General features: G+C 70.1%; 9 protein-coding genes and 1 riboswitch. Of the genes, 6 read left to right on the top strand and 3 right to left on the bottom strand.

All coding sequences use genetic code 11. The annotated features are described in order from the left end of the window. Positions 1-444 precede the first annotated feature (444 nt). Positions 445-677: riboswitch (cobalamin riboswitch) on the top strand. Between the two features lie 132 nt (positions 678-809). The 3 genes from cobM to cysC are packed head-to-tail and all read left to right on the top strand — an operon-like array spanning position 810 to position 3033. Beyond that, the gene (gene cobM, locus AC27IO_RS04840) at positions 810-1631 is read left to right on the top strand and encodes a precorrin-4 C(11)-methyltransferase (protein ID WP_317356926.1); all 822 of its coding nucleotides are present in this window, start codon (positions 810-812) and stop codon (positions 1629-1631) included. After that, entirely contained in the window at positions 1628-2434 is an 807-nt protein-coding gene (hemH, locus tag AC27IO_RS04835; protein WP_498737607.1) for a ferrochelatase, read from the top strand. The genes cobM and hemH overlap by 4 nt, the downstream gene beginning before the upstream one ends. Before the next feature lie 26 nt (positions 2435-2460). Next, positions 2461-3033 carry an adenylyl-sulfate kinase gene (cysC, locus tag AC27IO_RS04830; protein WP_498737605.1) on the top strand — a complete coding sequence of 191 codons (573 nt, stop codon included), beginning with the start codon at positions 2461-2463 and terminating at the stop codon, positions 3031-3033. Between the two features lie 129 nt (positions 3034-3162). Here the strand turns inward: cysC and AC27IO_RS04825 are convergent, their stop codons facing one another. Then, the gene (locus AC27IO_RS04825; protein ID WP_498737603.1) at positions 3163-5298 is read right to left on the bottom strand and encodes a D-(-)-3-hydroxybutyrate oligomer hydrolase; all 2136 of its coding nucleotides are present in this window, start codon (positions 5296-5298) and stop codon (positions 3163-3165) included. Between the two features lie 306 nt (positions 5299-5604). On the opposite strand from AC27IO_RS04825, the gene AC27IO_RS04820 reads away from it, so the two are divergent. The 3 genes from AC27IO_RS04820 (at position 5605) to AC27IO_RS04810 (ending at position 9376) form a co-directional block, all read left to right on the top strand. Continuing rightward, entirely contained in the window at positions 5605-5826 is a 222-nt protein-coding gene (locus tag AC27IO_RS04820; protein WP_284428745.1) for a hypothetical protein, read from the top strand. 114 nt (positions 5827-5940) lie between these two features. Next, entirely contained in the window at positions 5941-8151 is a 2211-nt protein-coding gene (locus AC27IO_RS04815; RefSeq protein ID WP_498737610.1) for a TonB-dependent receptor, read from the top strand. A gap of 34 nt (positions 8152-8185) precedes the next feature. Next, on the top strand, positions 8186-9376 hold the full coding sequence (locus AC27IO_RS04810; protein WP_498737601.1) for a PepSY-associated TM helix domain-containing protein: 1191 nt from the start codon (positions 8186-8188) through the stop codon (positions 9374-9376). On the opposite strand, the gene AC27IO_RS04805 is transcribed toward AC27IO_RS04810, so the two are convergent. Both AC27IO_RS04805 and AC27IO_RS04800 read right to left on the bottom strand, forming a co-directional pair. Further along, the gene (locus tag AC27IO_RS04805) at positions 9366-10877 is read right to left on the bottom strand and encodes a tripartite tricarboxylate transporter permease (protein WP_284403549.1); all 1512 of its coding nucleotides are present in this window, start codon (positions 10875-10877) and stop codon (positions 9366-9368) included. The two genes, AC27IO_RS04810 and AC27IO_RS04805, sit on opposite strands and share 11 nt — an antisense overlap. Next, entirely contained in the window at positions 10877-11443 is a 567-nt protein-coding gene (locus tag AC27IO_RS04800; protein WP_498737599.1) for a tripartite tricarboxylate transporter TctB family protein, read from the bottom strand. Before AC27IO_RS04800 ends, AC27IO_RS04805 begins: the two co-directional genes overlap by 1 nt. Between the last annotated feature and the right edge of the window lie 117 nt (positions 11444-11560).

Here is an 11560-nt window from a genome sequence, read left to right as displayed (position 1 = left end):
CGCACAGCGTGGGCGCCGCGGGCGCGCCGGCGATGGTGACGGTGGTGCCGCTCGCGCAGGCCGGTGCCGTGGCGGCCGCGGCCATGTTCGGGGCGCCCAGGCACAGCAGGGCGGGGGCCGCCAGCGCCAGCAGGGCGCGTCGGGCGCAAGGGGGTCGTCGCATGGAAATCTCCCTCTCTTGTTCGATGGATCGGTGTGTCGCGCCTCCCGGGCGGGGGGGCGGCTCCATTCTTGGAGAAAGCGCGGGCCCCGGGCCGCCGCAGCGCCTGAAGCCTTCTGAATCGTTCTGGGGTGGCGGTGCCGGCCCAGGGTGCCGTGTGCAAGGCGTTACCTGTGGTCACAGCTCCTTGGAATCCTTGGCCTGGCCTGTCATGTTTGCTATTGAAATAATAGCTGCCAAGGCATGTTTCACTAGGGCGTGAGGCCTGAAAGGCTTGCAATCGATCTATACTCCCGCCCGTTGGTGCTCGCGCGGTCATTGCGACCGCGCAGTTAAACGGGAACCAGGGAGGGCGCGTCCGACGGACCGCGCCCCAACCTGGGCTGCCCCCGCAACGGTAAGCGAAAGAAGGCCTCGCCTTCACCCCGTGGAATCGTGCCCACTGGATGCCTCGGCATCTGGGAAGGGCCCACGGGTTTTCGCCAGCCCGGAGACCGGCCGACAGGGGGCCGCGCGCCCCAAGGCACAGGCCTTGGAGCGCGCGGCCCATTTCACGGAACCTGCGGGGAGGCAGGGGTCCGGGCGAATGCATTCCTGTGGTCCCCATGCAAATCTTCTCTGTGCTGGCGCGTGCGCCAGCCCCGCGGCCATGACGCCGGGCACCGTCTGGTTCGTCGGTGCCGGGCCGGGCGATCCCGAGCTCATCACCGTCAAGGGCCGCGCGCTCATCGAGCGCGCCGGTGCCATCCTGTTCGCGGGCTCGCTCGTCAACGAGGCGGCCACGCGCTGGGCGCCGCCCGGCTGCACCATCGCCGACAGCAAGGACATGACGCTGCCGCAGATGGCCGCGTGGCTCATCCTGCAGGCGCAAAAGCACGACACCGTGATCCGCCTGCAGACGGGCGATCCGGCCCTGTACGGCGCGCTGATCGAGGTGGTGCAGCCGCTGGACGCCGCGGGCGTGCCGCTGCGCGTGGTGCCGGGGGTGTCCTCGGCCATGGCCTCGGCCGCGGCGGCGGTGGAGAGCTTCACCCTGCCCGAGGTCACGCAGAGCGTGATCTTCACCCGCGTGGAGGGCCGCACGCCCATGCCGCCGGGCGAGTCGCTGGCCGAGCTGGGCCGCCACCACTGCACGCTGTGCATCTTTCTGTCGATCACGCTGCTGCACAAGGTGCAGGCCGGGCTGCGCGAGGCCGGCTGGGCCGAGGACGCGCCCCTGCTCGTGGTGCACAAGGCGAGCTGGCCGGGCGAGGAGCTGATCGTGCGCGGCACGCTCGCCGACATCCGCGACCGCTGCCGCGAGGCCCAGGTGGTGAGCCAGGCCATGGTGATCGCCAGCCCCACGCTGGGCGCCCGCCAGTGGACGGAGCTGGCCAAGTCCAAGCTGTACGACCCCACCTTCACGCACCGCTTTCGCCGGGCGAGCGAGCCCGCCCGCCCCACCCAACCCCCTCTGGAACGTGCCCCATGAACACCACCATCCTGCTGATCGGCCATGGCTCGCGCGAGCCCGAGGGCAACGACGAGATCCACGCCTTCGTGGCGCAATGGCGCGCGCGCCAGCCGGCCTGGCGCATCGAGGTGTGCTTCATCGAGTTCGCGCCGCCCGGCCTGCACGATGGCCTGCTGCAGGCCGCGCAGGGCAGCCAGCGCGTGCTGGTGCTGCCGCTGTATCCGCAGTATTCGTCCACCACCACGGCCAGCGTGGTGGACGACGTGCAGGCCTGGACGCGCAGGCAGCGGCGGCTGCTGGAGTTTCGCTTCGTGAACAGCTACCACGCGCACCCGGGCTACATCCAGGCCCTGGCGCAGAGCGTGCGCGCGCACTGGAAGCGCGAGGGTGGCCGGGCCGAGCAACTGGTGATGAGCTTTCACGGCATTCCCGCGCGCAACGTGCAGCTGGGCGACCCCTATCAGCAGGAATGCCTGACCACCGCCACGCTGGTGGCGCAGGCCCTGGGCCTCTCGCCCGAGCAGTACCGGGTGACCTTCCAGTCGCGGTTCGGCAAGGCCCGCTGGCTGGAGCCCTACACCGAGCCCACGCTCATCCAGATGGCCCAGTCCGGCACGCGCAGCGTGGACGTGATGTGCCCGGGCTTTCCCTGCGACTGCCTGGAAACCCTGGAGGAAATCAACCAGGAAGCGCGCGAGGCGTTCCTGCACGCGGGCGGCCAGGCGTTCCGCTACATCCCCTGCATGAACGACGACAACGCCTGGATCACCGGCCTCAGCCAGATCGCCCAGCAGCACCTGCAGGGCTGGGACGGGCACTGAGGCACGCCGAGCACGGACGGCCCGCCATGCAGATTTCCGCCCCTTCCGCCACCCGCACGCTGTGGTTCACCGGCCTGTCGGGCGCGGGCAAGACGACGCTGGCGCAGGCCTTCGCCAGCCGGCTCCAGGCCCGCGGCATCGCCTGCACGGTGCTGGACGGCGATGTGCTGCGCGGCGGCCTGAACGCCTCGCTCGGGTTCAGCGCCGCCGACCGCAGCGAGAACATCCGCCGCACGGCCGAGGTGGCGCGCCTGTTCAACGAGGCCGGGCTGTGGGTGGTCGCCGCCCTGATCTCGCCCCAGGAGAGCGACCGCCAGCGGATGCGCCAGATCGTGGGCGAGGACCGCTGCCGCCTGGTGTGGGTCCGCACGCCCCTGGCCGTGTGCGAGGCCCGGGACCCCAAGGGCCTGTATGCGCGGGCCCGGGCCGGCCAGTTGCCGGGGTTCACCGGTGTGGGCGGGGCCTACGACGAGCCCGGGGATGCGGACTTCGAGATCGATACGGCGGGGGCGTCGGTACAGGCCTGCGTCGAGGCGCTGTGGGCCACGCATGGCCCGCCTCCCACCGAGCAGGGGCCGGCGCGATCCGCCGAGCGCTGAAGGGCCCGGCAACACAGTCCGACAGGCCTTCAGCGCAATCAAATCGCCGGCATCATGCTATTGATTCAATAGCAACCTTTGGCCGCATGCGACACGGGCCACCCGCCACGGGCCGCAGTGCGGCCCCGCTCACTCCGGCACGCTGATCGCGCCGCTGGTCACGGTGATGGCATTGCCGTTCACCGGCGTGGCGGCGATGGCCGGCACGTTGGCCGCCGTGATCGCGGGCGCGCTGCCCGGCTGGCCGCCGCGCGGCACCGTGCGCACCACCTGGCTGGCGGGCAAGGCGGTGCCGTTGGCGAGGTGGTCGTACATGGCGTCGAGCGCACGGTTCAGGTACACGTGCAGCGGGATGTAGCGCGTGTCGTAGCCCGGCAGCACGCCGGTCAGGCCGATGAAGCTGTCGAAATGCTGTGCGTTCGTCACCTCGATGTAGCGCAGGCGGCTGGACGCGCCTTCCACCCGGCGGTTCAGGGCCGCATAGGGGCGGGAGGTGTGGTTGACCGGCAGCAGGGCGTCCGAGCGGCCGTGCACGATGATGGCGGGCTTGCCGCGCAGGTTGCCGCTGCGGCGGGTTTCGTCCACGCCGGCCTGCAGCCGCTGCGCCGCGTCGTCGGTGCCCGTCACGAGGTTGCGCAGGCACAGCGCGCCGCTCAGGTTCCAGTCGCGCGCGCCGGTGGCGCTCTGCGACAGCACGTCGCGCGTGGCGCCGCCCAGGCTGCGGTTGTTGACGAGCTGCACGCCCGCCGAGGGCGGCACGCCGTTGCCGGTGGCGAACATGTCGGCCAGCGCGGCGGGCGCCAGCGGCGTCACCGCGCCCTGCGCCGTTGTCGCCGCGAAGCTGTAGCCGCACAGGTTGTCCTTCACGCTCGAACGCGAGAGCGCATTGGCGAAGGTGACCGCCACGGCGGGCACGACCTCGAAGCCGGCGAGGGACGGGTACTGCGCCACCGATTCCGCCTCCCAGCCGTAAGCCCGCAGCCGGGCCAGCGCCTGCTCGGCCAGGGCCACGGTGCTGCCGCCGGTGATGAGCCCCTGCGCGCGCAGCGCCTCGCAGCGGTTGGAGGCGATCGGCAGCGACGGGCTGGCGAAGCCCACCGCGAACGTGCTGGCGTACGGGCTGTCGCTGATGGAGGGCGCCAGCGCGGCGCAGGCCTGGTACAGCTGCGCGTAGGTGGTGTAGTCGATGAGGGTGCGGCTGTTCACGGCCACGTCGGTGGTGCCCCGGCGCACGGTGACGCCGGGGTTGGCCGGCAGCTCCACCGCGGGCTCCGACACGGCCACGCCGCCGATCAGGCCCTGCGTGTCCTGCTCGGCCGCGGCGATGGCGGCGGCCCCGCCATTGGAGAGGCTGGAGGCGATGACGATGGTGTTGGACGGCTTGAAGGTGCGCAGCCGCTGCCCGCCCGGAGACAGATCGCCGAAGCGTTCGTTGATGACGTAAAAGCCCATCTCCACCGCGCGCAGCGTGGCCAGGCCCCAGTCCTTCTCGGGGTTCTGCCCCGAGTGGGCGTGCTTGAAGGCGAAGCGGTTGGGCGTGGCGGTGTTGAACGCGGCCAGGTCGGCGGCCGACAGACCGGCGTTGAACGCGGCGCTGGTGCCGGCCGAGGTGGCCGAGGTGCGGGTGCCGTCGATCAGCGGCACGGTGTCGGCCTGAAGGTCATGCGGGGCCGCGCCCGTGCCCTTGTCGGTGTAGGCCACGGCGCAGCCGCGCTTGAGGCCCCACTCGCCGGTGGACATGCCGCCGTAGATGCCGCGCGAGCCCGATGCCGTCGCGGTGATGATGCAAGGCCTGGCGGGGTTGAAGGTGTCGGGCACCTGCACCATCAGCGTGACGTTCTGCCGGCCCGAGCCATCGTCGTAGTAGGCGATGGTTTCGGTGCCCGCGATCTTGCCCTCGCCCGCCGTCACGCGGCCCTGCGCATCCACGTTGGGGCCGTAGAGCGTGCCGTAGCCGCCAGCGGCCGTCATGTCCAGCAGCGCACGGTAATTGGTATAGATGGCGTTGCGGCGCAACTCTGCCGCCGTGGGCTGGGCGCCTTCGTAGCCGGGGGCATCGGGGTCCGCCAGGCCGGTGCGGCCCAGGCCGGCGGTCAGCAGATCGTCGTCCACGCCGTCGTAGGTCGCCTGGCGCAGGCTGGCCAGGTAGGACGGGCGCACGTTGAAATCGAAGTCCACGGTGTTGCCGCCGCCGCCGCCGCAGGCAACCAGGAGGGCGGCGGTCAGGGCAGCGAGGGCAATGGCGCGGGGAATGAGCGGTCGCATCGGAAATCTCCTGCAGCGGGGAAACGGAATGAAATTGTCGTGGAGAGTATGCAATGGCGGTGCGGGGCGTTGCCAATGGCGGCATCCACAAGGCGTTGCAATGTTTTCAAGTGCGGATCATGCCACGGTGAGGAATCTCAACCAAAAACAATGCGAACCATTCGCAATATCATTTAACATGCCGCCTTGAAAAACAGCGCCCTGGTGGGGAGCCCCGGGGAGAGCCTCTCCCCGGGGCGCTCGCTGCGCCTCGCTGGCCCTGCGTGGCGGCCCCTGCCGTCGCCACCGCCCCTCCCGACTGCGCCCATGCCACCACCGATCGAACCACCGTCCGACCTCCGCCCGACCCCTGGCGGCTTCTTTCCGCTGTGGGGCTGGCCCATCGCGCTGGGGGTGCTCACCGCCACCGGCCTGCTGAGCGCCCTGGTCAGTGATGGCTGGGGAGACGTCTGGTCCTGGGTGGCGCTGGGGGTGCCGGTGGCCGCCATGGCCTGGTTCGGCCTTCGCCGCCGCCCGCCCCCAGCTTGAGCCCGATCCCGATTTTCCCTGGCCCGATGCACTTGGCTCCTGGACGGACTTGTCCACGCCGCGCCGCCCCTTTCATTCATTCACGCCCTTCCTGACCTTGCCCCTCCCATGCCCATGAACCAGCACACCCCCATCGCCCTGGCCGTCGCACTGGCCCTCGCCACGTTCGGGCTCCAGGCCAATGCCCAGGCCACGGCCACCTCGGCGGATGCCCCCACCCTGCCCACGGTGACGGTGGGCGCCAGCGCGGACGCATCGGCGCAGGGCCTGTCGCCCGCCTACCCCGGCGGCCAGGTCGCCCGCGGTGGGCGGGCCGGCATCCTGGGCACGCGCGATGCGATGGAGACGCCTTTCAGCATCACCAGCTACACCAACGAACTGATCCAGGACCGGCAGGCGCGCAGCGTGGGCGAGGTGCTGCAAAACGATGCCGGCGTGGGGCTGGCGCGCGGCTTCGGCAACTTCCAGGAAACGTATTTCATCCGCGGCTTTCTGCTGGATTCGGACGACGTGGCCTACAACGGCCTGTACAGCCTGCTGCCGCGCCAGTACATCGCGACCGAACTCTTCGAGCGCGTGGAGCTGCTGCGCGGCGCCTCGGCGTTCCTGAACGGCGCGGCGCCCAACGGCGGCGGCATCGGCGGCGCGATCAACCTGCTGCCCAAGCGAGCGCCCAACGAGCCGCTGTCGCGCGTGACCGTGGGCACGGGCTCGGGCGGGTACGGCCAGGTGTCCACCGACATCGCGCGCCGCTTCGGCCCCGACAACAGCACCGGCATCCGCCTGAATGCCGCCTACCGCGACGGCGACACCGCCGTGGACCATGAAAAGAGCCAGCTGGGCCTGGTCTCCGTAGGCCTCGACTGGCGCAGCCGCGACGTGCGCCTGTCGGGCGACATCGGCTGGCAGGACAACAAGCTCAAAGGAACGCGCACCAACGTCACCCTCAACGGCGCTAACGCCAACTTCATTCCCGCCGCGCCAGACGCCTCGGCCAACTTCTCGCAGCCCTGGACGTACTCCAACGAGCGCGACCTGTTCGGCACCTTCCGCGGCGAAGTGGACATCAGCCCCGATGTGACCGCGTGGGGCGCCTGGGGCCTGCGCCGCAGCGAAGAGTCCAACTCGCTGGCCAACCTCAGCGTGAGCAACTCGACCACCGGCGAAGGCAGCACCTACCGCTTCGACAACACCCGCAAGGACCGGGTGAACACGGGCGAGCTGGGCGTGCGCGGCAAGGCCCGCACGGGCAGCGTGGGCCATGAGTGGGTGGCCTCGGCTTCGTACTTCGATGCCGAGAAAGACAACGCCTACGCATTCGACTTTTTGAACACCCGCCCGGGCAGCCTCTATGCCTATACACCCTACGCACAGCCCGCCTTCAGCGCGAATGCGGGCTATGGCGGCACGCTCGCCAGCCCCAACCTGACCGGCCGCACCCGCATGACCAGCTTCGCGGTGGGCGACACGATGTCCTTCGTGCAGGACACCGTCCTCGTCACGCTGGGCCTGCGCCACCAGAAGCTCGACGTGGCCGACTATGCCTACGGTACTTCGGCCCTGACCAACCGCTACGAGCAAAGCCGCACCAGCCCCCTGGCGAGCGCCGTGTTCAAGGCCAGCAAGCAGCTGTCGCTGTACGCCAACTATGTCGAGAGCCTGAGCAAGGGCGAAACCGCGCCCGCCACGGCCAACGGCACGCCGGTGGTCAACCGCGGCGAGCAGCTGTCGCCCTACGTCGCCAAGCAAAAGGAGATCGGCCTCAAGTACGACGCTGGCCGGATCGGCGGCTCGCTGGCGCTGTTCAGCACGACCAAGCCGCGCGCCATCGTCAACGCGGCCAACGTGTTCGCCTCGTCCGGCAAGGACCGTCACCAGGGCGTGGAGCTCAACGTGTACGGCGAGGCCACGCGCGGCCTGCGCGTGCTCGGCGGCATGACGTGGCTGGATGCCAAGCAGCGCGAGACCGGCAATGCCGCGCTCAATGGCAACCGCGTGATCGGCGTGCCGCGCCTGCAGGCGAACCTGGGCGCGGAATGGGACGTGCCAGGCGCGCAGGGCCTGGCCCTGGACGCGCGCGTGGTGCGCACCGGCGCCACCTATGCCAACGACGCCAACACCCTGCGCGTGCCCGCCTGGACGCGCCTGGATCTTGGCGTGCGCTACGCCACCGAGTGGAGCGGCCGCCTGGTCACCCTGCGCGCCCGCGTGGACAACGCCACCGACCGCAACTACTGGGCCTCCGCCGGCGGCTACCCGGGCTCCGGCTACCTCGTGGTGGCGGCGCCCCGCACGTTCACGCTGAGCGCCAGCGTGGATTTCTGATCGCGCCGCGACGCACCCATCCATTGCCCCGACCATGCTGACCGCACGCTCCCTCAAGACCTGGACCTGGCTGCACAAGTGGAGCAGCCTGGTCTGCACCGTGTTCATGCTGCTGCTGTGCCTCACAGGCCTGCCGCTGATTTTCCACCACGAGATCGGGCACCTGCTGGGCACCGAGGTGGAAGCCCCGCCCATGCCCGCCGGCACGCCGCACGTCAGCCTGGACCGCGTGCTGGACGTGGCACGTGCACAGCACCCGGACCGCGTGGTGCAGTTCGCCTCGCAGCCCGAGGACAGCACCGACCTGTGGTTCGCCACCCTCACGCCCACGCCCGCCCCCACCGAGGATTTCCGCTCGGTGGCGGTGGATGCGCGCACCGGCGCCCTGCTGGCGCAGCCGCGCTTCGACGAGGGGTTCATGTACGTGATGTTCAAGCTGCACGTGGACCTGTTCGCGGGCCTGGCGGGCAAGCTGTTCCTGGGCTTCATGGGTTTGCTGCTGCTGGTGGCCATCGTCACGGGCGTGGTGCTGTATGCACCCTTCATGCGCAAGCTGCGCTTCGGCGAGGTGCGGCGCGAACGCTCGACGCGCGTGAAGTGGCTCGACCTGCACAACCTGCTGGGCATCGTCACGCTGGTGTGGGCCTTCGTGGTGGGCGGCACCGGCATGATCAACACCTGGGCCGATCTGCTCGTCAAATACTGGCAGTACGACGAACTGAGCGCGCTGCTGGCCCCCTACAACGGCCAGCCGATCACGCCCGTGGCCGAGCGCGCCTCGGTGCAGAAATCGCTGGACGCGGCCCTGGCCCGCGCACCGGGCACCAAGCTGTCGTTCATCGCGTTTCCGGGCACGTCGTTTTCCAGCCCGCACCACCACACGTTCTTCCTGCGTGGCAACGAGCCGCTCACGTCGCGGCTGCTCCAGCCGGTGCTGGTGGATGCCAAGACGGCGGAGGTGACCGCCGCGCCCAAACTGCCCTGGTACCTCGTGGCCCTGCTGGTGTCGCAGCCGCTGCACTTCGGCGACTACGGCGGCATGCCGATGAAGATCCTCTGGGCGCTGCTGGACATCGCCACCATCATCGTGCTGGGCAGCGGGCTCTACCTCTGGCTGGGCCGCAGGGTCGCCAGCCCGGCGACCACTTCCCCCGGAAAAACCGCCAGCGGAGAAGCCGCCCTGGCCTCCCCGCTGACGACGGCACGCGCACCGATCAAGCGGTAGCCAGGGCCAGGCGCCGCGCGGCCCACCCGCGCATCAGGCGGGGCACGACCAGCACCGCCACCACGATGACCATCAGCGTGAGCGACATGGGCCGCGTGACGAAGATCGACCAGCTGCCCTCGCCGATCGAGATCGCATTGCGCATCTGCGCTTCGGCCAGGGGCCCGAGGATCATGCCCACGACGACCGGTGCGGTGGGGAAATCGAACCGGCGCATCAGCACGCCCAGCACGCCGATGCCATACAGCAGGAACAGGTCGAACGCGCTCTGGCGCATGCCGTAGGCCCCCACCGTGGCGAAGATCAGGATGCCCGCATACAGCTGGGGCTTCGGAATCTTGAGCAGCTTGACCCACAGGCCCACCATGGGCAGGTTCAGCACCAGCAGCATCACGTTGCCGATGTACAGCGAGGCGATCAGCGCCCACACCAGCGTGGCCGACGTGGTGAACAGCTGCGGGCCGGGGTTGATGCCGTAGTTCTGGAACGCGCCCAGCAGCACGGCCGTCGTGTTGGAGGTCGGGATGCCCAGCGTGAGCAGCGGGATCATCGCCGCCGTCACCGTGGCGTTGTTGGCGGCCTCGGGGCCCGCCACGCCTTCGATGGCGCCTTCCTTGCCGAACTCGGCCTTGTCATCGCCCTTGGCCAGCTTCTTCTCGGTGGCGTAGCTCAGGAAGGTCGGGATCTCCGTGCCGCCGGCGGGAATGCAGCCGAACGGCGTGCCGATCAGCGTGCCGCGCAGCCAGGCGGGAATGGAGCGCTTCCAGTCGCGCGCCGTCATGTGCACGCGCCCCATGCGGTTTTGCGTGTCCACCACCCGGCCTTCGTACATGGCGGCATACAGCACCTCGGCCACGGCGAACAGGCCCACGGCCACCAGCACGATGTCGATGCCGTCCAGCAGTTCGGGCTGGCCGGCCGTGTAGCGCGCCGCGCCGGAGATCTGGTCCATACCGACCAGGCCGGCGGCCAGGCCCACGAACAGCGCCGTGAGGCCGCGCACCGTGCTCTTGCCCAGCACCGCGCTCACGGTGGTGAAGGCCAGCACCATCAGCATGAAATATTCCGGCGGCCCCAGGCGAACGGCGAAGTCGGCCACGTAGGGCGCGAACAGCGTCACCACCACGGTGGCGATGGTGCCGGCGACGAACGAGCCGATGGCCGCCGTGGCCAGCGCCGCACCCGCGCGCCCGCTCTTGGCCATCTTGTTGCCCTCCATGGCCGTGACCATGCTCGCCGTCTCCCCGGGCGTGTTCAGCAGGATGGAGGTGGTCGATCCGCCATACATCGCGCCGTAGTAGATGCCGGCGAAGAAGATCATCGAGGCCGTGACCTCGACCTTGGCCGTGATGGGCAGCAGCATGGCCACCGCGACGGCGGGGCCGATGCCGGGCAGCACACCCACGGCGGTGCCCAGCGCGCAGCCCACCAGGGCCCACAGGAGATTGGCCGGAGTGGCCGCGGTGGCGAAGCCCGCCAGCAATGCGTCGAAGATTTCCATCACAGCCACCCTGTTTGCGTGAGGCCCGGCAGGTTGATCGCCAGGAATTGCGTGAAAGCCCAATAGACCGGCGCCGAGATCAGCGCGCCGGTCAGCACATCCATCGCCCAGGTGCGCGCCGCACCGGCCGACGGCTGACCGGCCGCCCGGCGAAGCCCCTGCACCGCCAGCACGTAGCACAGCGTGCAGCTCAGGATGAAGCCCACCGTGGCGATCAGCGCCGCATTCAGCAGCAATCCGGCCGACACCCAGACGAACGCCACCTTGTTGGCGCGCGCGGCGCCGCCAGGCTCGTCCATGGAGCGAAAGCCGCCCGACAGTGCCTCCCACAGCAGCACCCCGCCGCACAAGGCCAGCACGCCGGCCACCAGCCAGGGCAGGAAGCTCGGCCCCACGCCCCCGTAGCCCGCGTTCGAGGGAATGCTCACGGCGCCGAAGGCCAGGCCGCCCGCGATCAGCACCACGGCGGCGCCCACGGCCGCCTGCATGCGCGTGCCGGGCACCGTGCTGGGCCCGGGGTCGGGCTCGGCCAGGGAAGGGGGGGAAGATGCGATAGGCTCCGACATGCTTGTGTCCTCGTCATCCCCCGGGGCCACCGGCACGGGGTGCATTGATTTCAGCGCTGGGGTTCGGCGGCCGCGCAGGTCACGGCGGTGCGCCACCCGGGCCGGGCGCCGCACCGC

This window comes from Acidovorax sp. KNOB132 (genome assembly GCF_057541515.1).
This window is presented reverse-complemented; position numbering and strand designations above follow the sequence as displayed.